The sequence below is a fragment of the Burkholderia territorii genome, assembly GCF_902833055.1.
Classification (GTDB): domain Bacteria; phylum Pseudomonadota; class Gammaproteobacteria; order Burkholderiales; family Burkholderiaceae; genus Burkholderia; species Burkholderia territorii.
On record NZ_CADFEJ010000010.1, the window covers coordinates 175326 to 197205 of the forward strand.

20 protein-coding genes and 1 pseudogene are annotated in these 21880 nt (G+C 65.4%); 6 read left to right on the plus strand and 15 right to left on the minus strand.

Translation table 11 applies throughout. From position 1 onward, the window contains the following. Nucleotides 1–303: 303 nt before the first annotated feature. On the plus strand, nucleotides 304–1779 hold the full coding sequence (locus HW466_RS18950) for a DNA-3-methyladenine glycosylase 2 family protein (protein ID WP_151003000.1): 1476 nt from the start codon (nucleotides 304–306) through the stop codon (nucleotides 1777–1779). Beyond that, nucleotides 1776–2315 carry a methylated-DNA--[protein]-cysteine S-methyltransferase gene (locus HW466_RS18955; RefSeq protein ID WP_151002998.1) on the plus strand — a complete coding sequence of 180 codons (540 nt, stop codon included), beginning with the start codon at nucleotides 1776–1778 and terminating at the stop codon, nucleotides 2313–2315. Before HW466_RS18950 ends, HW466_RS18955 begins: the two co-directional genes overlap by 4 nt. A gap of 35 nt (nucleotides 2316–2350) precedes the next feature. Here HW466_RS18955 and HW466_RS18960 read toward each other — a convergent pair whose 3' ends face one another. Further along, nucleotides 2351–2848, minus strand: a complete 498-nt coding sequence (locus HW466_RS18960; protein WP_059542981.1) for an Lrp/AsnC family transcriptional regulator — start codon at nucleotides 2846–2848, stop codon at nucleotides 2351–2353. Nucleotides 2849–3004: 156 nt separating this feature from the next. Here HW466_RS18960 and glmS point away from each other — a divergent pair, with 156 nt between their 5' ends. Next, a complete protein-coding gene (glmS, locus tag HW466_RS18965; protein ID WP_059793469.1) occupies nucleotides 3005–4834 on the plus strand; it encodes a glutamine--fructose-6-phosphate transaminase (isomerizing) in 1830 nt (609 codons plus the stop codon). A 212-nt stretch (nucleotides 4835–5046) separates the two neighbouring features. Here glmS and HW466_RS18970 read toward each other — a convergent pair whose 3' ends face one another. From HW466_RS18970 to HW466_RS18980, 3 genes are all read right to left on the minus strand, one after another. Further along, a complete protein-coding gene (locus HW466_RS18970; protein WP_059799898.1) occupies nucleotides 5047–5349 on the minus strand; it encodes an H-NS histone family protein in 303 nt (100 codons plus the stop codon). Between the two features lie 75 nt (nucleotides 5350–5424). Continuing rightward, nucleotides 5425–6270, minus strand: a complete 846-nt coding sequence (locus HW466_RS18975) for a hypothetical protein (protein ID WP_239006052.1) — start codon at nucleotides 6268–6270, stop codon at nucleotides 5425–5427. Nucleotides 6271–6357: 87 nt separating this feature from the next. Continuing rightward, complete coding sequence (locus tag HW466_RS18980) at nucleotides 6358–7173, minus strand: helix-turn-helix domain-containing protein (RefSeq protein WP_151002996.1); 816 nt, start codon at nucleotides 7171–7173, stop codon at nucleotides 6358–6360. A 120-nt stretch (nucleotides 7174–7293) separates the two neighbouring features. Here HW466_RS18980 and HW466_RS18985 point away from each other — a divergent pair, with 120 nt between their 5' ends. Beyond that, entirely contained in the window at nucleotides 7294–7953 is a 660-nt protein-coding gene (locus HW466_RS18985) for a glutathione S-transferase family protein (protein WP_151002994.1), read from the plus strand. A 45-nt stretch (nucleotides 7954–7998) separates the two neighbouring features. Here the strand turns inward: HW466_RS18985 and HW466_RS18990 are convergent, their stop codons facing one another. The 10 genes from HW466_RS18990 to HW466_RS19035 form a co-directional block, all read right to left on the minus strand. Next, nucleotides 7999–9087 carry a porin gene (locus HW466_RS18990; RefSeq protein ID WP_151002992.1) on the minus strand — a complete coding sequence of 363 codons (1089 nt, stop codon included), beginning with the start codon at nucleotides 9085–9087 and terminating at the stop codon, nucleotides 7999–8001. 226 nt (nucleotides 9088–9313) lie between these two features. Next, on the minus strand, nucleotides 9314–9649 hold the full coding sequence (locus HW466_RS18995) for a Rieske (2Fe-2S) protein (RefSeq protein ID WP_059448053.1): 336 nt from the start codon (nucleotides 9647–9649) through the stop codon (nucleotides 9314–9316). A 3-nt stretch (nucleotides 9650–9652) separates the two neighbouring features. After that, entirely contained in the window at nucleotides 9653–9964 is a 312-nt protein-coding gene (locus tag HW466_RS19000) for a YciI family protein (protein ID WP_151002990.1), read from the minus strand. A 5-nt stretch (nucleotides 9965–9969) separates the two neighbouring features. Then, nucleotides 9970–10845, minus strand: coding sequence for an intradiol ring-cleavage dioxygenase (locus tag HW466_RS19005; protein ID WP_151002988.1), 876 nt, complete (start codon nucleotides 10843–10845; stop codon nucleotides 9970–9972). A 28-nt stretch (nucleotides 10846–10873) separates the two neighbouring features. Further along, nucleotides 10874–11941, minus strand: coding sequence for a maleylacetate reductase (locus HW466_RS19010; RefSeq protein ID WP_151002986.1), 1068 nt, complete (start codon nucleotides 11939–11941; stop codon nucleotides 10874–10876). A gap of 7 nt (nucleotides 11942–11948) precedes the next feature. Beyond that, a complete protein-coding gene (locus tag HW466_RS19015; RefSeq protein ID WP_059448057.1) occupies nucleotides 11949–13415 on the minus strand; it encodes an aldehyde dehydrogenase family protein in 1467 nt (488 codons plus the stop codon). A 36-nt stretch (nucleotides 13416–13451) separates the two neighbouring features. Continuing rightward, the gene (locus HW466_RS19020; protein WP_059543005.1) at nucleotides 13452–14471 is read right to left on the minus strand and encodes a hypothetical protein; all 1020 of its coding nucleotides are present in this window, start codon (nucleotides 14469–14471) and stop codon (nucleotides 13452–13454) included. Between the two features lie 41 nt (nucleotides 14472–14512). After that, nucleotides 14513–15007, minus strand: a complete 495-nt coding sequence (locus HW466_RS19025) for a cupin domain-containing protein (RefSeq protein WP_059543007.1) — start codon at nucleotides 15005–15007, stop codon at nucleotides 14513–14515. Nucleotides 15008–15121: 114 nt separating this feature from the next. Further along, the gene (locus tag HW466_RS19030; RefSeq protein ID WP_038740855.1) at nucleotides 15122–16051 is read right to left on the minus strand and encodes a LysR family transcriptional regulator; all 930 of its coding nucleotides are present in this window, start codon (nucleotides 16049–16051) and stop codon (nucleotides 15122–15124) included. A gap of 137 nt (nucleotides 16052–16188) precedes the next feature. Then, nucleotides 16189–17439, minus strand: a complete 1251-nt coding sequence (locus HW466_RS19035; RefSeq protein WP_059504078.1) for an MFS transporter — start codon at nucleotides 17437–17439, stop codon at nucleotides 16189–16191. A 501-nt stretch (nucleotides 17440–17940) separates the two neighbouring features. Here HW466_RS19035 and HW466_RS19040 point away from each other — a divergent pair. Then, entirely contained in the window at nucleotides 17941–19425 is a 1485-nt protein-coding gene (locus tag HW466_RS19040; protein ID WP_069228453.1) for an aminotransferase class V-fold PLP-dependent enzyme, read from the plus strand. 502 nt (nucleotides 19426–19927) lie between these two features. Next, on the plus strand, nucleotides 19928–21460 hold the full coding sequence (locus tag HW466_RS19045) for an amino acid permease (protein WP_059543038.1): 1533 nt from the start codon (nucleotides 19928–19930) through the stop codon (nucleotides 21458–21460). Nucleotides 21461–21589: 129 nt separating this feature from the next. Here HW466_RS19045 and glyA read toward each other — a convergent pair. After that, a pseudogene (gene glyA, locus HW466_RS19050) lies at nucleotides 21590–21880 on the minus strand (serine hydroxymethyltransferase); the annotation flags it as partial.

Here is a 21880-nt window from a genome sequence, read left to right on the forward strand (position 1 = left end):
CCTGGACCGGCGACGGGCGCCGGGGCGGGCGGCGGTTGTCGCCGCTTGCGTGGCGCGGCCGCTCGTCCGTCGAAATCTGGAAAACGTTTTTCAAAGAATAGGATGCCGGGCCGGACGTTGTCAGTCCGGGATTTCGATGAGTCATCTCAAATTGATGCGCGCGAAAAGAGACGACTGTTTCGCAGAGTGGCATTAACCGTTTTTTCGGGATTTTCCCGTGGACGGAAAACGGGGCCGGGACGCGTGTCGGCGTGTCGGCGTGTCGATACACATGTCCGATTCCAGCCAGAATCGGCAGCGAGGATGGGTTACAGTCGGCTCATGCAACTCGATCCGGACACCTGCTACGACGCGCTGCTTTCGCGGAACCGCCGCTTCGACGGCTGGTTCTTCGTCGGCGTGTCGACGACGGGCGTGTATTGCCGCCCCGTTTGCCCGGTGAAGCCGCCGAAGGCGCGCAACTGCAGTTATTACCCGACCGCCGCGGCCGCGGAGAAAGCCGGCTTTCGGCCCTGCATGCGGTGCCGGCCCGAACTCGCACCCGGCCACGGCCTGCTCGATCTGTCCGGCAATCTCGCCGCCGCGACCGCGTCGCTGATCGAGAACGGCTTCCTGAACGAGCATTCCGTCGATGCGCTCGCGCAGCGGGTTGGCGTGACCGAGCGCCATTTGCGCCGAATCTTCGCCGCGCAGTTCGGCGTGTCGCCCGTCGAATTCGCGCAGACGCACCGGCTGCTGACGGCCAAGCGTCTGCTGACCGATACCGCGCTGCCCGTGGCCGTGGTCGCGTCGACCGCCGGGTTCGGCAGCGTGCGACGCTTCAACGATTTGTTCCGCCAACGCTACGGCCTCAATCCGCGGCGCTTGCGCAAGGGCGCCGGCGCATCCGCCAGCGGCGACATGACCTTTCCGCTGCCGTACCGGCCGCCGTTCGCGTGGCACGAGCTGATGCGCTTTCTCGCGTCGCGCCAGATCGACGGCGTCGAGCGGATCGATGCGCACGGTTATGCGCGCGCCGTCGCGCTGTCCGACGGGCACGGTAACGCGCCGGTGACGGCCTGGCTGTCGGTCACGCACGTGCCGCAACGATTCGCGCTCGCGGTGACCGTGTCGCCCGCGCTCACGCCCGTCGTGCCGGCCGTGCTCACGCGCGTGCGGCGGCTGTTCGATCTCGACAGCCGCCCCGACGTGATCGACGCGCATCTGGGCGAACTCGCGGACGGCTCGCCCGGCCTGCGCGTGCCCGGCGCGTTCGACGGGCTCGAGATCGCGATTCGTGCGATTGCGGGCGAACGATTGGCGGCGACGCAAGCAGGCGCAATGCTCGCGCGCATGGCCGAACGCTTCGGCACGCCAATCGACCATGCACCGCCGGCGCTTGCGCGTGCGTTGCCTTCTGCCGCGACGCTGGCGAGTGTGCCGGCGGCAGCGCTCGAAGCAATCGGCGTGACGCGCGGTGCGGCACGGGCGATCGTGTCGCTGGCACGTGCGGTCGCCGACGGCACGCTCGCGCTCGAGCCGATGGCACCGCTCGATGCGACGCTCGATGCGTTGCGCGCACTGCCGGGCTTCGACGAACGCGCGGTGCAATATGTCGCGATGCGTGCGATGGCCTGGCCGAACGCGTTCCCCGCCGACGATGTGTGGTTCGCCCCGCTTGGCTGCGCCACCGAGCGTGCGCGCACCGCATCGTCGGCGCCGCCTGCGGCGCGCTGGGCGCCATGGCGCGCGTATGCCGCACTGCATGTGTGGCGCCTTCATGGAGAAGCTTCGCGATGACTCCCGCCTTTTTGACGCCGAGCCCGCTGGGCGACATCGCCATCCGTATCGAAGACGATGTGTTGACGGGCCTCTTCTTCGTCGGCCAGAAATACTATCCGTCCCTCACGATCGCGCCGGATGCGACCGGCGGCGCACGCAACGCGTCGCCGCTCGCGCGCAAGGTCGCCGATGAAATCGCCGAATACTTCACCGGCGTGCGCGAGACCTTCTCCGTGCCGATTCACCTGCGCGGCACCGCGTTTCAGCGCAGCGTGTGGAAGGAACTGCTCGCGATTCCGTTCGGCGAACTCGTGTCGTACGGGGACATCACCGAACGTATCGGACTACCGATGAGTGCCGCGCGCGCCGTCGGCGGCGCGGTGGGCCGCAATCCCGTGTCGATCATGGTGCCGTGCCACCGCGTGATCGGCGCGCCGGGCAGCCTGACCGGTTATGCCGGCGGCATCGAACGCAAGCGTGCGTTGCTGTCGCTCGAAGGCGCCAGGTTCGCGCGCGCGGAACACCATCCGACTCAGCAGGCGTTCGCGTTCTGACGTCGCGCGTGCAGGTGTCGCGCGCGTCGTGTGGGCTAGTCGTTGCCGCGCTTGCGCATCGCGTGCGTGACCCGCGCGTTCGCCTCGAACTTCGCACGATGCGTCGAGAAGAACGTCCGCACATTGCGGACGTTCGATGCGCCGGTGAACAGCCGCCGCGCGAACGCGTCGTATTCGGCGACGTCGGCCAGATCGGCCACCACCACGAAATCCGGCCCCGGCGACACGCGGTAGCACTGCGTGACCGTCGGCTCCGCGCATACGTAGGCCTCGAACGCGTCGTAGTCTTCCGCCGTCTGCCGGTCGAGGCTGATTTCGATCAAGGCCGTGACGGTCGTGCCGATCGCGACCGGATCGAGCACCGCGACCTGCCGGCGGATCACGCCAGCTTCCGTCAGCCGCCGCACGCGGCGCATGCAGGTCGGCGGCGACGACAGCGCGCGCTCGGCGAGTTGCAGGTTCGACACCGATGCGTCGTCCTGCAGGATCGCGAGAATGCGCAGGTCGAGATCGTCGAGCGTGATGCCGGCCATCGGCAACTCCTTTCGGTCATGACGTGAAATTTAATTTCAACATGATACACGGCATGCTGTCCGTTTCATTTCTGTACATATTTTGAAATTTAATTCCAATCGACCGCCCCTACCATCGCTGTCACGGATCCAGACAGGACATTTACGGAGCGCGATATGTGTGGAATTGTCGGGGCGGTTGCCCAGCGGGACATCCTGCCGAACCTCGTCGAGGGCCTGAAGCGGCTCGAATACCGCGGCTACGACTCGTGCGGCGTCGTGGTCTATCGCGACCGTGCGCTGGCACGCGCGCGCAGCGTCGAGCGCGTCGCCAACCTGCAGCGTGAGATCGCCGCGCACGCGCTGTCCGGCTACACCGGCATCGCCCATACGCGCTGGGCAACGCACGGCGCGCCCGTCACGCTCAACGCGCATCCGCACTTCTCGCCGAGCGACGACAACGCGCGCATCGCGCTGTCGCACAACGGGATCATCGAGAACTGCGATCAACTGCGCGCGGAATTGCAGGCGCACGGCTATGTATTCGCGAGCCAGACCGACAGCGAAGCGATCGCGCATCTGATCGATCATCTGTACGACGGCGACCTGTTCGACGCGGTGCGCCGCGCGGTCGCACGACTGCGCGGCAGCTATGCGATCGCGGTGATGTGCCGCGACGAGCCGCACCGGATCGTCGGTGCGCGCGACGGGATGCCGCTCGTCGTCGGCGTCGGCGATGGCGAGAATTTCCTGGCATCGGATGCGATCGCGTTATCGGGCGTCACCGATCGCATCGCCTATCTGGAGAACGGCGACGTTGCCGATATCCAGCTGCATCGCTACTGGATCGTCGATGCGGCCGGCCAGCGCGTGGAGCGCGTGGTGCAACGGGTCGCCGCGCACAGCGGCGCGGCCGAGCTCGGCTCGTATCGCTATTACATGCAGAAGGAAATCTTCGAGCAGCCGCAGGCAGTGGCCGATACGCTGCTCGACGTCGCGTCGATCATGCCCGAGCTGTTCGGCGATGGCGCATGGCGCGTGTTCAACGACGTCGATTCGGTGTTGCTGCTCGCGTGCGGCGGCAGTTATCACGCGGCGCTGACCGCGAAGTACTGGATCGAGAGCATCGCGAAGCTGCCGGCGAGCGTCGAGATCGCGAGCGAGTTTCGCTATCGCGACAGCGTGCCGAATCCGCGCACGCTGGTCGTCGCGGTGTCGCAGAGCGGCGAGACGGCCGACGTGCTCGGCGCCGTGCATGTCGCGAAGCAGCGCGGGATGATGCATACGCTCGCGATCTGCAACGTCGCGACAAGCGCGCTGATGCGCGAATGCGCGCTGCAGTTCGTCACGCGTGCGGGAATCGAGATCGGGGTCGCTTCGACGAAGGCCTTTACCACGCAACTCGTTGCGTTGTTCTTGCTGACGCTGTCACTGGCGCAGGTGCGCGGGCGCTTGAGCGATGACGAGGAAAAGAAGCACTTGCGCGCGCTGCGGCATCTGCCCGATGCGATGTCGAAGGTGCTCGCGCTGGAGCCGCAGATCATGGGCTGGTCGGAGTTGCTCGCGCGACGCGACAACATGCTGTTTCTCGGGCGCGGGATGCATTATCCGATCGCGCTCGAAGGCGCGCTGAAGATGAAGGAGATTTCGTACATCCATGCAGAGGCTTATCCCGCCGGGGAGTTGAAGCACGGGCCGCTGGCGCTGGTCAGTCATGAAATGCCGGTGATTGCCGTGGCGCCGAATGACGTGCTGCTGGAAAAGCTCCGGTCGAACATGCATGAGGTCAGTGCGCGGAACGGCAGGCTTTTCGTATTCGCGGATGTGGACTGCGGGCTGGTGCCGAGTGACGGGATCGAGGTGATTCGGCTGAATGAATACTACGGGCCGCTTTCGCCGATTCTGCATACGGTGCCGATGCAGTTGCTGGCTTATCACGCGGCGTTGGCGAGGGGCACGGATATCGACAAGCCAAGGAATCTGGCGAAGTCGGTGACGGTGGAGTGAGGGTGTCTCGCTATCCGCAATATTCAAGGTAGCGCATTGCGAGGGAACTGCAAGTGCCGCCGAGCTACCGATTCGAATGAGTCGAAGCCGGCTCCCGCTATGCAGTTCCCAACCCGCGCTTCGAGAGCTCGAGCGCGACGCGCAATGTATCGACGAACTCACGAAACCGCACGCGCACATCCGTAATGCATGCGGTTTTTCAAACTGCCGCCTTACTTCGCAATAAGAAAGCGGTCGCGGTTCTTCGCGTCGCGAATCCACAGCGGGGCGCGGCCGCGGCCCGACCACGTCTCCCCGGTCTTCGGGTTTTGATATTTCGGCTCGGCCGTTCCTGCCGGTTTCGCGGCCGTCTTCGCGCGCTTACGACCAAAAATCTGTTCTTCAGTGATGCCGTACTCGTCAACGAGCTCGCGAATCTGCGCAATCACGGCTTCGAGCTCCGCGATGCGAGCGGCTTCGGCGCGCTTCTGGAGCGCGTCAAGTTGTGCCTTCAGCTTCTTGTAGGTTTCAGCCATTCGTTAATTCTCCTGTATTTCGATAACAATACGTAAATCCTGATAATTCATCAACCGTTCGGTCGCACGCAATCACTACTTCGACAAACTCAGCTTCTTCGACAGCACGACGCCGCTCGACGGACTCACCAGCCGGATCGATTGGAGATCCATGTGCAACCTCGAGATCCGGGTCGTGATATCCGTCGGCTCGTCGATGCTCGGATCCGCATGCTCGGTTTGTTCGCTCAGATAAGGTCGAACCAGCCGCCCGGAAAACACGAGCGCGAAGTCGCCGTGCGCCTGGGCGTACATGGCGGGGGAAATCCGCATGCGACTGCGAATCGACGTCTTTTTACCTTGGCCGGCATCGAGCTCGATGATGTCGACCTGCTGGACGTACCCTTTCGCCTTCGCTTCGGGTGCAATCACGAGCCCGCGTCCTCGCGGCCCCGTCGTGACCTTTCTGAGCAGGATGCTCGTGCGGTCGTCGCGCTCCGCGTCGAACAGGTCGACGTCCAGCGTCAACAGGTGTCGCTGCGACCGGTACCTCAGCCCGTACCGCACCGGCACCACGAACGTCACGTCACGATCGAGGCCGACTGCCGCCAGGTCGGGATTCGGGGCATGCCGATCGGTGGCGCTGGAGACGAGGCCGCGAACCCGTGTACTCAAAGAAGGTGCGGCAGCGCTGAAGTGCTGCTTCTTCAGCGCATCCCGGATTGCAACCGGATCGTCTCCGACGATCGGTCGTCCGGAGGAGGCGTCGTGATCGACAGCGGACGCGACACCCGCCGTGCCGTCGACAGCCTGCGTGTCTGCGTATGCCGCCACTGGCGCCAGCATCGTCGCCAGGGCGACGCCCCACGCGATGCTCGAACGACGCAACTTGGATTTCCTGTGAAGCACGACGAACTCCTGATTCTCTTTCGGATCGGTCAACGACGAGCACTATAGGGCGGAATCACGCGAGACGCACCCAGTTTGCAATGACTCATGACGCGCTCGCCGATCAGGAAATCGGCATGCTCATTCCCGCCCGTCCTCCCTCCGATACTCCGCCGGCGCCTTCCCCACCAGCTTCCGAAAATCGCGCGTGAAATGCGCCTGGTCGAAATACCCCAACGACTGAGCCAGTTCCGCGAGATCGACCGGCTCGCCGCCGGCGAGCTTGTCCGCAGCCTCGTGCAGGCGATAACGACAGATCACCCACTTCGGCGTCACACCCACGTAATTGGAAAAGAGCTGTTGCAGCGTGCGCTCGCTCATGCCCGCGCGCTCGGCCAGGTCGCGCACCTGCGTGAGCCCGAGGTCCTGCTGCAGCATCTGCAAGATCGCATGAATGCGCTCGACCTGCGGATCGGCCGTCGGCAGCACCCGCAACAACAACGCCTCGGCGGCGGCCACCATCCCGGCATCGTCCTCGGCTCCGAGCACGGCGTCTTCGGCTTGCGCATCGTCACAATCGAGCAGCGTCGACACCGGGAGAATCTTGTCGGTCGCCAAATGCACCGGCTTGCCGAAGAACGCCCGGAATGCCCCCGGCCGAAACCGCAAGCCGATCACCGTCCCGGCCCCGGCCAGCGTCGTCTCGAACGCGCCCGACACGACCCCGAAGATGCCCGTCCGCCGCCGGTCGAACACCAGATTCACGCACGGATACGGCAGCGTGCGCTGCACATACGGCGGCTGGTCGCGCAGATCCCATTCGACGATCCAGTGGTGATCCAGCACCCCGGCCAGTTCGGCACACGGGTAATAGCGATTCAGGCGGAAGCGCTGATTGAAGGCTTTCGGGCCAACGACGCCCTTGGGCGTCTCGGTCACGTTACGCAAGTCGGCCATGGTGACGAGCCATCGGGATGATTGCGTGATGATGCACCGCCACAGCGGATTTTTCCAAGACGAAGCCGCGCGGCCGTCCTACATTGGAACACTCGTCCCGAACGCACACCGGAGCCCGCGATGCCGCAAGACCGTCACCTGACCCTGTACCACTCGCCGCGCAGCCGATCGGCCGGCGCGCGGATGCTGCTCGAGGAACTGAGCGCCGACTATGAACTGCACGTGTTCGACCTCTGCGCCGGCAAGCATCACGACGCCGAATACCTCGGCATCAATCCGATGGGCAAGGTGCCGGCGCTGCGTCACGGCGACGTGATCGTGACCGAGCAGGCCGCCGTCTACATGTACGCGGCGGAACTGTATCCGGAAGCCGGCCTGTCGCCGGCGCCCGGCGATTTACTGCGCGGCCCGTATCTGCGCTGGATGACGTTCTACGGCTCGTGCCTCGAACCGGCCGTCGTCGACCGCTCGAAGAATCGTCCACCCGCGGCGTACTCGACGTCGCCCTACGGCGACTTCGATGCCGTCATCAACGCGATCGATACACAACTGGAAAAGGGACCGTGGCTGCTGGGCGAGCGCTTCACGGCCGCCGACGTGCTGTGGGGCTCCGCGCTGCACTGGACCACGATGTTCAAGCTCGTGCCCGAGACGCCGAACATTCGCGCCTATATCGATCGCGTTCTTGCCCGCCCGGCCATCCAGCGCGCGCAGGCGGCGGATGCGGCGCTCGCGGCCGAGCAGGACAAGGCCAAAGCGGCAGCGTCCGCTGCAAGGTAGCCAAGTGCCGGGCGGACCTTGACGCACGGCCCGCCCGGCACGCCGTCAGAACATCGTGTGCACGCCGACGCGCGCCACGGCCTGACTCGCCGAACTCGACGCCCCGTTCGGATCGAGCACGCCGTTGATCTGTGCGTTGGCTCCGCTGTTCGCACGCTGATAATCCGCCGACACGTAAACCATCGTCCGCTTCGACAACAAGTATTGAAGCGCGACGCTGACCTGATGCGCATGGTTGTCGTTCACGGCTTCGTTGCCCTTCATGTACATGTATTTCGCGCCGAGAAAGATGTCCGGCCTGACGCGCCATACGCCACCGGCTTCGGCCATCCACACGCCCGCGTCGTTGAACGAATTGCGCACGGTGGTCAGCAACGCCTTCGCGGTCACCGCGCCGAAGTCGTAGTGCATTCCAATGCCCCAGTTGCGCACACTGGTCGACGGCGTGCCGGGCGCCGGACCATACTTCTCGTTCGTATAGGCCGCACCGATACCCAACGCTCCGACTTCGTAGTTCAGCCCGGCGCTCACGGTATTGTCGGCACCGACGGAACCCGCCACGCCACCGAACGCATACATCGCGCCCCCGGAAAACCCGGCAATCGTCGGCGAACTGTATTTGACGGAATTCGCAACCGGCTTGCTGCCCGCCGTGCGGTCCCAGTCGAATGCGCCGGTCGGATTGCCCGGCAGCGCGAGACGCTGGAACGGGCCGTTCCTGAACCCGTACAGCCCCGTCAGATCCATCGAGATCGCGTTGCCCCTCGCAAACAGGGAATCGACCATGAAGTCGTATTGATTCCCCAGCCTGACGCTGCCGAACCGGTCGCTCTCGATGCCCACGTATGCGTTGCGCCCGAAGATGCCGGTGCCGACGATGCTGCCGTTCGCCATCGAGAACTGGTTCACGAGCGCGAACGTCGCGTGATATCCGCCGCCGAGATCTTCCGTGCCGCGCAAGCCGAACAGGTTCGGCGTAAAGATGCCGTCGTCGAACTTGACGTTCTTTCCACCGCCCTCGTTGCTGACATACGAGATGCCACTGTCGATCAAGCCGAACATGGTCACGCTGCTCTGCGCGTACGCAACCGGCGCGATGGCAAGCATCGCGACTGCTCCAAACCTGAGTTTCATTGTGTCTCCGTCTTTTTTGTCGATGGGAATCGGGCACTCGTCCGATTCTTCGTGAAACAACGATTTCCCCGGCCCGGCTTCGAATTCATCCGGGTCGTGAAAATGGTTACTTGATTAGCTTTACTGATTGAATGGAGCGGATGAAATCCAGTTTATTGCCGATTTCATCCCGCGTCATTCGATTACAGCGCGGCCCGTATCCAGTCGCGCAATCCGGCCTTCAGAATCAGGCGCTGCGACAAATCACCCACGCCGCCGAATCCACCTCGACGGCCACGGCTTCCAGCCCGGCACCCGAACATGGCCCGTCGATGCACACGCCATCGTCGAACCGGAACAACGCGCTGTGATGCGCGCACATCAGCACCTGGGACCGATAGCAGGAAACGTTGCCCGGCACGAAATCGAGCGGAACCGAGAAATGCGGGCAACGATTCACGTAAGCCCACACCTGCTCCCCGCGCCGCACGACGACGACAGGGCGCCCGATGCGCGCTTCGTCGACGACGTGTGCCCCGCCGTCCGGCACGTCGGAGAAGCGGCAGAGTCGAGCGGCACCCATGATTCACGCTCTCCGTTCGGGATTGCCGAGGCTCCAGTCCCACGGTCGTACCTCCACGCGCGAGAACAACCCCTCCTTCACGTACGGATCGTTGCCGACGAACTGCATCACCGCATCGATGTCGTCGGCTTCGACGACGAGCAACGTGCCGTTCATCGCATCGCCCTGCGGATTGAGCGTCGGGCCGCCGAGCCGCACATAGACGCCGTGCTGCGCGGCGGAGCGCAGGTAGGTCCGATGCGTGGACCGCACGCGGTCGCGCACTTCGCGCATGCCGGGCTGGTCGGTCGCAAACACCGCAAAGAATCGCGCCATGTCGGTCAGCTCCGGTCGAGCACGAAGTCGTACGTCGCTTCGCGGTACGCACCGCTCATCCCGAACCGACGCGCGAGTTCATCGTCCGCCGCACGCGGACGATAGGCCACCATCAGCGACGGCTTCACGCCGAAGACGGCATCCGACTTCAGATACACATCCTCCTCGTCGAACAGGTGCGTGACGAGCTTGCGGTAGCCCGGCGCGTCGATCATGAAGTGCAGATGCGCGGGCCGCCACGGATGACGGCCGGTGGCATCGAGCATCTTCCCGACCGGGCCGTCGGTCGGAATCGGGTAGCTGACCGGCAGAATGGTCGTGATCGCGTAACGGCCTTCGGCGTCGGTGCGATAGCGGCCGCGCAGGTTGCCGTGCGGCTGCGCGGTGTCCTGCCCGGAATACATGCCGTTTTCCGCCGTCTGCCACACGTCGAGCACGGCGTCGCGCACCGGCGCGCCGTCGGTGTCGAGCACGCGGCCATGCACGACGACGGGTGTGCCTGGCGTCAACGCCATGTTCTCGCCATACGCGCGCTCGGGCATGCCTTCGATGTAGAACGGGCCGAATACGGTCGTTTCCGTCGCGCCGGTGGCGAAGCGATGGTTGATCGCATCGACCAGCATCGACACGCCCAGCGTGTCGGACAGCAGGATGAATTCCTGGCGCACGACGTCGTCGCACATCTGCCCGGTTTCGGTCAGGAAGCGAATCGCGGCCATCCATTCGGCCTCGGTCAACTCCGTTTCGCGGACGAACGCATGCAGATGCCGCACGAGGCTCTGCATCAGCACGCGCAGGCGCGGGTTCGGCGTACCGTCGAAGCTGGCAACGACCTGCTCGGTCAGCCGCGTATCGCCGTCGTCATGAAGCTCATTAGTCACGTTCGTCTCCTGTCATGCAGCCGGCCGCTCAATGCGGCTCGCGCCCTTGCCACGCATGCTGAAGCAATTCGCGAATCGGCGCGCGTTCGATCGGCCGCGGATTCGCATAGGGATTGCGGCAGGCGAGGTCGGCGGCTTCGTCGAGGCCCGCTTCCGGCATCCCGATGTCGGCAAGCGCCGGCGACAGGCCCAGTTGCCGGTTCAAGCGAAACAACAGCGGGCCGGCGTCGGCCGCGTCGGTGCCGCCCAGCGCCCGCGCGGCACGGCGCAGCGCGTCGGGGGCCGCGGCATGGTTGTAGTGTGCGGTATGCGGCAACATCGCGGCGTGCGTCTGTGCATGCGGCAGGTTGAAGGTGCCGCCGAGCGTATGACACAGCTTGTGATGCAACGCCATGCCGACCGAGCCGAGACACGTGCCGGCAAGCCATGCGCCATACAGCGCACGGCTACGCATCTCACGATCGTCCGGATCACGAACGATCGCGGGCAGCGCCTCGCCGAGCGCACGGATCGATTCCTCCGCCATCAGGCTGATCACCGGGTTCGCATCTTCCGCGTAGAGCGCCTCGACCGCGTGCGCCATCGCATTGACGCCCGACGCCGCCGAAATCCCCGGCGGCAGCGAGAGCGTCAGCGACGGATCGTAGAGCACCGTGCGCGGCAGCACGCGCGCATCGCGCCCGGTGCGCTTGAGGCGGCCTTCCGTGAGCCCGAAGATCGGCGTCATCTCCGAGCCCGCGTAAGTGGTCGGCACGGCGAGGATCGGCAGCGACGACTCGAGCGCGATCGCCTTGCCGAGCCCGATCGTCGAGCCGCCGCCGATCGCGACGCAACAATCCGCGCCCAGTTCGGCGGCCATCTCGCGCGCGGCCCTCGCAACCTCGACCGGCACGTGCATCACGGCTTGCGCGCATACGCCGGCCGCGCGCTCGCCGAGCACGCTCCTGACCCGCTCGGCGAGCGGCTGCTGTTCCGGCGTCGACAAAATCAGCGCCCGCTGCGCGCCGAGCGCGGACAACTCGTCCGGCAGCCGTTCGAGCGCGCCCCACTCGAACACGACGCGCGACGGCGTTCCCTGATAGACGAAGCGCTCCATCGCGACCTCAACGCTTGAAGTGCGGCGGCACGTTGCCGTCGACATTGACCCACACCGAGCGCGCTTCCGTGTAGTCGTGCATCGCCTCGAAGCCCATCTCGCGGCCGTAGCCCGACTTGCCGATGCCGCCGAACGGGCTGCCCGGATTGACGCGCTTGTAGCAGTTGATCCAGCACATGCCCGCATCGATTCGCGCCGCCATCTTGTGGGCGCGGGAAAGATCGTTGGTCCACAGGCCGCTGCCGAGCCCGTATTCGGTCGCGTTGGCAATCGACAGCGCTTCCTCGTCGCTGCCGAAGCGCAGCACGGTCACGAACGGACCGAACACTTCCTCCTGCGCGATGCGATCGGCGGCGCTCTTCGCTTCGATGACCGTCGGGCGCACGTAGTAGCCGTTGGCGAGCGCGGCATCCTGCGGCGGACTGCCGCCCGCGAGCACGCGGCCGCCCTGCTCGCGCGCGACGTCGACGAACGACAGCACGCGGTCGAGATGCTGCTTCGACGTCAGCGGACCCATTTCGGTATCCGGATCAAGTGGGTTGCCGACGCGGATCGACGACGCCAACGACACGAAGCGCTCGAGAAATGCGTCGGCGATGCGTTCGTGCAGCACCAGACGCGAGCCCGCGATGCAAGCCTGCCCCTGGTTGTGGAAGATCGCCCACGCGGCGCCGTTGATGGCGGCGTCGAGGTTTGCATCGTCGAACACGATGTTCGCGCCCTTGCCGCCCAGTTCGAGCTGCACGCGCTTCAGGTTGCCCTGCGATGCGTCGACGATCCGGCGGCCGGTCGCCGTCGAACCCGTGAACGCGATCTTCCCGACACCGGGGTGTTCGGCAAGACGCTGGCCGGCCGTATGACCGTAGCCGGGGACGATATTGACGACGCCCGCCGGAAAGCCGACCTCGGCCATCAGCTCGACGATGCGCAGCGTCGACAACGGCGTGATCTCCGACGGCTTGAGCACGACCGTGTTGCCGGCCGCCAGCGCCGGGCCCATTTTCCAGCTCGTAAACATCAGCGGAAAATTCCACGGCACGATCTGGCCGACGACGCCGATCGGCGCGCGCTGCACATAATTCAGAAAGCCGGTTTCGACCGGAATCACCGAACCCTGCAGCTTGTCGGCCATGCCGCCGAAGTAGCGGAAGCATGCGGCCGTGCGCGGCACGTCGAGCGCGCGCGAATCGCGGATCGGGTGACCGGTGTCCAGCGATTCGAGCTGTGCGAGTTCCTCGGCGTTGGCTTCGATCGCGTCGGCGAGGCGCAACAGCAGCCGGCCGCGTTCGGCCGCCGGCATCGCCGACCACTGCGGGAACGCGCGGGTCGCGGCTTCGACCGCCAGATCCACGTCAGCCGCGGTGGCGGCCGCGATCTTCGCGATCAGCGAGCCGTCGTGCGGATTCAGCACGTCGATCGTGCCGCCGTCGACGGCGTCGACGAAGCGCCCGTCGATGAAAAGTTGGGTTTGCATGAATCGTCCTCGATGTATTACTGAAGTGCGTGCTGCTCAGAACTCGATCGGATACGGCGCCAGCTCACCGCTCTCGTATCGCTGCGGCAGGTCCGGCGTCGCGTTTTCCCAGACGAGCAGCATCGAGCGCTTCGTCGAATAGCCCTGGTGCCGGATGTCGGCGGGCATCGCGCAGATGTCGCCGGCCCGCATCGTGATGCGCGCGCGCGGCGCGCCGGTGTTCTTGTCGCCGATGTCCCACACGATTTCGTCGGACAGCTGCAGGAACCATTCGACGCGGTCGTTGCCGTGGAACACCGGCAGGATGAATTCCTCGGTGGTCGGACAGAACAGGCTGCGCCCGCACACCGACGTGACCGACGGATTCCACGTCACGTCCGAACGCGACAGGTACTTGAAGAGGTTGAACGCGTGCAGTTCACCTTCGAAACCAGGCTTCACGTGCACTTCCGGCTCATCCTGCGCGACGTCGAGGAACGCGCGGTTGACCGGCAGCGCGTCGCGCAGCGGCGAATCGCCTTCGAGGCCCGGCATGCGGCGCGTGGCAATCCGCGTGCGCTCGATCGCCGCGCCGTTCTCGCCGTGCTTGCGCCCGAATGCCGTGCCGGTTTCCTCGGGTGCCGCGAACGGATCGAAACCTTCGTTGGTCCAGTCGTGCAGCATCGCCTTGAAGGTCGCCATGATCGTCGGCGTTTCGAACGTCTCGGTGTAGTCGACGCCCGCTTCCTTCAGGATGCCGTTGAACGTGCCCGCGTAGACGTCGACCTTGCCGTAGTGATTGCGCGTGCCGAACACATGATCGAAATTCACCCAGCCGTAGAAGAAGCCCCACGCGACGTCGCGCATCATCGCGCGCAGGAATGCGTCCGCGGGCATCGCGTGCGTGCGGGTCTGGCCTTTCGCCGGCCAGCTGATCTTCACGAAGTATTCGTCGCGCTGGAACGCGAACTCGCCAAGCCGGAAGCGGCGGTAACCGGTGACGGCATCGGCTTGCGTCGCCTGCACCAGATCGGCGGCAAAGCCCGCGGAAGGCTCGAGGGTCTCGAGGGTGGCCATAACGTGTCTCCTGGAATCGTTGAACGGGGCGCTCGGATGGATCAGTGCAGGCAGATGTCGGCCCACTTCTCGACAGACAGCTCGCCGAGCACGGTCTGCACGAGCGCGACGCCCGGCTTGCCGGCGGCGAAGCGATACGCGCAGCCGGCCGGCAGCAATGCCTGATGCCCTTTGCGCAGGACGACGTAGCCCATCTCGCGGCCCGCCGGCTGCGAGCCGGCGCTGACGGTGCCGCGGCCGGTGGTCGGCGGGTTGTCGAGCTTGATGAAATCGATGCGAACTTCGCCATCCATCTGGATCACGAATTCGTCGTGCGCGCAGGCGAACCACGGCGACTGGCCATCCGTGCGCAGCACTTCGATCACGTATTCGAGGTTCTTGCCGGCGACGACCTTTTCGTAGGGAGCCGACTTCGATGCGATCTCGAAGACGTTCGAGAACGCGTAATGTTTTGCGCTGCCGCTGGTGATTTCGATCTCGCCCCTGGCATGGTTGTCGAGCGAGCCAAAGACGGTGTGGAACGCCGTGTCGGTCATTGCTGTCTCCTGAGTTGAACTGCTTGTTGGATTCAACTCTAGGGGCAAGGGCGCCCGTCAACAAGGCAACGGACCGCGACTACGGCATTTGCGATTCGCGAATAATCGCTTCGTTCAGCGAACCCAGCCGCGCTCGAGCAGTGGGCGGTCCCACGGCGATTCGTCGCCGATGTATTCCGCGAGGAATTCGACCAGCGCCTTCACCTTCAGCGCCTGTCGCTGCGTTGCGGGATAGACGGCGGCGAAGCTCAACGGCGCGATCTGGTAATCGGTAAGAATCGGCACCAGCCGGCCCGCGACGAGCGCGTCGCTCGCGACCAGCGTGGGCAGGCACACGACCCCGCCGCCCGTCAGCGCGTACTCGCGCAGCAGGTGCACGGAGTTCGAGCGGATCATGCCGGGCAATTCCATTTCGACGACCTCGTCGCCGCGTGTCAGGGTCCAGCGGTTGCGCGACGGATAGCCGGAATACAGTGCCGTGGTGTGCTGCAGCAATTCGCGCGGATGTTGTGGCGCACCATGTGCTTCGAGGTAGGCCGGCGACGCGCAGAACAGGCGTCGCACCACGAACAGGCGCCGCTCGATCAGCGATTCGGAGATCGGCGGAAAGATCTGGAACGCGATGTCGAACCCTTCTTCGACCGGGTCCACGACGCGGTCGTTGACGATGATGTCGAGCTGGATGCCCGGATAGCGGCGATTGAATTCGGCGAGCGGCACGCCGAAGTGATCGAGCGCGAAACCGGGCAGCATCTGGATGCGCAGCCGCCCGGTGGGCGTCGCGCGCAGTTCGCGCATCTGGTCGGTCAGCTCGTTGACGCGCCCGACGACCTCGGCACATTCGCGGTAGAAGGTCTCGCCCACTTCGGACAGGCGCACGTGGCGCGTGCTGCGATGGAACAGCGGCGCGTTGACGAACTTCTCCAGTTGCTGGATGCGGTTCGTCACGACCGAGCTGGTGACGCCAAGCTGCCGCGCCGCTTCCGCGAAACTGCTCGCCTCCGCGACCCTGACGAATGCCTCGATGCTCAGAAACCGGTCCATGCCGCACCCTTCCCGAAACCCAAATCGGCAGTCTAACCGCACCTGCCTGCCGGTTGGGTCACGCCGAACGCGTCACACTGTCACCCGACGGGTGTCAATCCCGCCGGGCGTCCGTGCGAGCGTGACCTCGCGAGACGTTACGGCTGCTTGCCTGCCGACAGCTCGGGCTGCAGGCTCATCCGACGCTGCAGCACGGCCGGCGCGGTTTCCCGCAGCAGCAAGCTGACCACGATGCCGAGCAGCACCGCGCCCATCGGCAACCACAGAATGTTCTGGATACCGAAGTGTGCGGCAACGTAGCCGCCCATCGCCGGCGCGATGCCGCCGCCGAAGATCTCGCCACAACCGACCACCACGCCGATCGACGTCGACACGAGGCCGACGGGCGCCGCTTCGGTCGCCACCGGGCCCGACAGCAGCGACACCAGCCCGAGCGTGAAGAACGACGCGACGAACAGCACCGCGAACAGAGCGAGCGGCTGCGGCCCCAGGCCTCGGAAAACGTACAGCATCACCGCCGTGCCGGCAAAGCCGACGATGCTCGCGAGGCGGCGGCCCACCAGGTCGGACAGGCCCGGCAGCCCGAACTGCCCGAGAAAGCCGCCGAAGCCGATCGCCGACACCACCAGGCCCATCTTCTGCGTGCCGAGCGCGAGGTAATCCGTCAGGTACAGCGGCAGCAGCGCGCCCAGCACGAACACGCCGGTCATCGCGCAGCACAGCGCGGCCATCGCGACGAGGATGTTGCGGCTCTTCAGCACATGGCCGAGCGACGCCGGTGCATGTTCCGACACGACCTCCTTCGCGCGCTTCGGTTCGCGGATCACGAAGAACATGATCGCGCCGAGGATCAGCCCGGGAATCGCCACGAGCGCGAACACCCAGCGCCACGACACGACGCTGAGCAGCTGCGTCGCGATGATCGGCGACAGCGCGAGCCCGAACAGCGCGAAGCCGCTTTGCTGCAGCCCGAGGTTCAGGCCGCGCCGCCGCGGATGCGACGCGTCGGCGGTGGCCGCGAAGCTGGTCGGGCAGAACGAGCCTTCGGCGACGCCCATCAACCCGCGAATCGCGATGAGTCCGAGCAGCCCGCCCGCGAGCCCCGAGAAGCCCGACAGCAGCGAGAACGCGATGATCGCCGGGATCAGGACCTTGCGGCGCCCGACCTTGTCGGAAATGCCGCCCATCAGCGCCGCGAAGATGCCCCACGACAGGCCGAGCACGCCGATGCAGTTGCCGACATCCTGCGCGCTCAGGTGCAGGTCCTTCATGATCGAAGGGAACAGCGGCGCGATGAGCCAGCGGTCGAGGCCGACCAGCCCGAAACCGAGCGCCAGCAGCGTCACCGCCTTCCACTCATAGGAGGTATCCCACTCGTTTGCTTTCATGTCCGTCTCCGTGGACCGGTCCGCCTGCACGCGCCGCAGGCGTTCGTGCATGAGTCGGTCCGTTGTCTTGTATGTGCGATGCGACGTGTGTCGCGAGGAAGTGGCGGCCGCCTTTGCCGTTGCAGGCGTCGAATTCAATCAGCCGACGCCCGAACGATAGGTGCGCGCACGCGGATCGGGTATGGAACAACCGGCGAACGCGCCATTCGCGAAACGCAAATAATCGGCCGATCGGTGCGGGAAGCGTCAGCGGGCAGCGCGCAACGCGCGGCGCCACGCGCGGAATGGCGCGGATGCGTGCCTCACCGGGGGAATCCCTCATGGACATCGGCGGAGCGGTGCCGGGCGGCACGCACGATCTCAGGATTCGATTCTCTTCAAATCGCCTTCCGTGGAATGTTTTTCCACATATCTTCTAATAGCCGACTCATTTTGGATCCTTTTTCCCCGCTCGTCCTCGTATCATTTCTCCCTCACGAAAAGAAAGAGCCAGAGAAGGACATGAGCGATACCACCGCGCTGCACTACCTCGACTATGCGGCCACCACCCCCGCGGATCCCCGCGTGATCGAAGCGATGACGGCCTGCCTCGGTGCCGACGGCATCTTCGGCAATCCCGCATCGAGCTCGCACGCCGCCGGCCGGCTGGCCAGGGAAAAAGTGGAGCATGCGCGCGCGCAGGTCGCCGCACTGATCGGCGCGGATGCGGACGAGATCGTCTGGACCTCGGGCGCCACCGAATCGAACAACCTCGCGCTCAAAGGCTATGCGGAGACCGCGACCGACAGACGCCACCTGATCACGAGCCGCCTCGAGCACAAGGCCATCCTGGACACGATGGCCAACCTGTCGAAGCGCGGCATGACCGCGACCTACCTGTCGCCCACGGCCGACGGCGAAATCACCGTCGATGCCGTGGCCGCCGCGATCGGCCCCGACACGGGCCTCGTGTCGCTGATGCTCGTGAACAACGAGCTCGGCACGCTGACCGACATCGGCGCGATCTCGCGCGTCGTGCACGCGGCCGGCGCGCTGCTGCACGTCGACGCGGCGCAAGCACTCGGCAAAACGCCGATCGACGTGCGCGCGCTCGGCATCGACCTGCTGTCGATGTCCGCGCACAAGGTGTATGGCCCGAAGGGCATCGGCGCGCTGTTCGTGCGCCGCGACATCGCCGAGCGCATCGCGCCGCAGATTCACGGCGGCGGCCACGAGCGCGGCCTGCGCTCGGGCACGCTGGCGACGCACCAGATCGTCGGAATGGGCACCGCGTGCGCGCTGGCCGCCGAAAAGCTCGAGCGCGAATCCGCGCGAATCGCGGCGCTCAGCGCACGCCTGAAGGACGCGCTGCTCGCGCTCGGCGACATCACGCACAATGCGGCGGCGGCACGCCGCATTCCACACACGCTGAGCCTCACGGTCAACGCACCCGGCTTCTTCCCGTTCATGCTCGGCGACGCGCTCGCCGTGTCGTCGACCTCCGCGTGCAACTCGACGAGCGGCGCACCGTCGCACGTGCTGACCGCGCTCGGCCTCGATGCGCAGGCCGCGGGCCGCACGGTGCGCATCAGCTTCGGCCGTTTCACGACCGAGCAGGACGTCGACTTCGCGATCGCGTGTTTCGCGCGCGCGCTCGAACAATGCCGGGCCGCGGCCGCGACCGGGTTCACCGCATCGCGACAAATCGCGCCGGCGGACCTGAAGGCAATTCGTAACGCAGGCTTTCGCGCGGTGATCTGCAACCGGCCGGACGGCGAAAGCGCCGATCAGCCGGCCTTCGACGAAATCGCCGCCGCCGCGCGCGAACTCGGCCTCGACGCGCGCTATCTGCCGGTCGAACCCGGCCGGATCGGCGACGCGGAAGTCGACGCATTCGGTGCGCTGGTCGATGCGCTGCCGAAGCCGGTGCTCGCGTATTGCCGCAGCGGAAGCCGCGCCGGCATGCTGTGGCAACAGCTGACCGCGCGACGCACGGCAACGGTCTGAACGCAGCCTGCATGTAACGAAGCCCCCCGCGTTTGCGCACGAAGCCTGCCGTACAGTGGGCGACCGCGCGGGGCGTCGCACCGTCAAATGACCAGAATGAATGCGATACCGCATCGTTCCCAGTCCGTCTCCCCGTCTCCTGAAGTCCCCCGTCGCGTCAACCCGCTTCGCCACGCGGGTTGATGCCGCTCCGGGCGGCACCTTTCCCCTGTATCGATGTTCGACAAGGACGGATCTGCTGCAATCCATACGGATTTCTTACAAAATTTCGACCTCCTTTCGATGCCCCTGAACGGTGCATGCGTCGTGAGTTTCGCCGCATTGCCGAAATCCGATATCGCCGCGAGATTTGGCTTCATACCGTTGCCGTATCGGCTCGGCATGCGACCGCCATCGACGCATCGCGTCGCGTGCCGCCGACGAATTCCAGGAGCGGGCCGCCGTGCCGGGCCCGGGCAGCGATGACGGTCCTGCATCGCAGGACATTCGTGACGGAGCGAACATGGACGCGAAAATCCAGCCTGATACAGGCACCGACAGTGACGTAAGCCTTCTCCACAAGATGGGATACGCGCAGGAGCTGTCGAGACGCATGAACGGCTTCTCGAACTTCGCCGTGTCGTTTTCGGTGATCTGCATCCTGTCGGGCGGCATCACCGCGTTTCAGATGGCGTTTTCCGCGGCAGGCGGCGCATCGATCGGCCTGGGCTGGCCGCTCGGCTCGCTGTTCGCGCTGATCGTCGCGGTGTCGATGTCGCAGATCGCGTCCGCGTTCCCCACCGCCGGCGGCCTCTATCACTGGGGCGCGATCCTCGGCGGGAAGAAATGGGGATGGCTGACCGCTTGGCTCAACCTGATCGGCCTCGTCTTCGTGATCGCGGCGATCAACTTCGGCACCTACGATCCGTTCTTCAAGACGCTGATCGCGCCGATGTTCGGCGTCAGTCCGGACAGCCTGACCTGGTGGCACCAGACCGCGTTCATCGCGATCATCACCCTTTCGCAGGCAATCCTGAACGCACGCGGCATCAGGATCGCGAGCAAGATCACCGACCTGTCCGGCTATCTGATCTTCGTCGTGACGATCGCGCTGGTCGTGTCGCTGCTGGTCTACTCGCCGGTCGCGTTCGACCTGCATCGACTCGTCACCTTCACCAATTACACGGGCGTCGACGGCGGCGCATGGCCAAAGCAGACCACGCCGCTCGCGTTCCTGTCCGGCCTGCTGCTGGTGACCTATACGATCACGGGCTTCGACGCATCCGCGCACACGTCTGAAGAAACGCACGACGCGGCGAAGAACGTGCCGCGCGGCATCATCGGCTCGGTGTTCTGGTCCGCGGCGTTCGGCTACGTGATGGTGTGCGCGTTCGTGCTGGTCATGCCGGACATGACCGCCGCGATGAAACAGGGCACCGGCTTCTTCGAGGCCATCCTCGCGCCGATCCCGAAGACGTTGCGCGTGTGCCTCGAGCTCGCGATGTTCTTCATCAACTACGTGTGCGGGCTCGCCGCGATCATGTCGACGTCGCGCATGATGTACGCGTTCGCGCGCGACGGCGGGCTGCCGGCATCGAAGCTGCTGCGCAGCGTGAATCACAACCATCGGACGCCCGGGCCCGCGATCTGGACGTGCGCGGTGCTCGCGATCGTCGTCACGCTGTATGGCGACGCGTTCTCGGTGTTGAGCGCGGGCAGCGCCGTGTTCCTGTTCATCTCGTATGCGATGCCGATCGGCTCGGGGATGCTCGCCGAAGGGCGCACGTGGACCGAAAAGGGCCCGTTCCAGCTGGGCATCTGGTCGAAGCCGTGCGCGCTCCTCGCGCTGGTGGGCGCCTGCGTGCTCGCCTATGTCGGCATCCAGCCGCCGAACGAGAAGGTGCTCTACGTGCTCGTCGCGTTCGTGGCGGTACTGATGGTGATCTGGTACGGCTTCGGAGTGCGAAAGACCTTCGCCGGGCCGCCGATGCTCAAGGACGCGCGTAATGACGAGCGCATTCGCGAGCTCGAGGCGAACGTCGATCCGACCGTGTGACGCGACATCGATTCGCACACAGCGCAAAAGCGCAAAAAACCGGCTCGCGGTTGCGCGAGCCGGTTTTTTTACGTCGCTTCGGAACCGACGAGGTTCAACCGCGTTGGCGGTCGAACCTGCTGCCGCGTGTCAGCCGTAGACCGGGAAACGCTTGGTCAACTCCGCGACCCGACCACGCACGCGCTCGATCGTCGCCGCATCTTCCGGCGCTTCCAGCACATCGGCGATCAGGTTGCCGACCTGCTCCGCTTCCGCCGGGCCGAAGCCGCGCGTCGTCATCGCCGGCGAGCCCAGACGAATCCCGCTCGTCACGAACGGCTTTTCCGGATCGTTCGGGATCGCGTTCTTGTTCACCGTGATGTGTGCCGCGCCCAGCGCCGCTTCCGCTGCCTTGCCCGTGATGTGCTTCGCGCGCAGGTC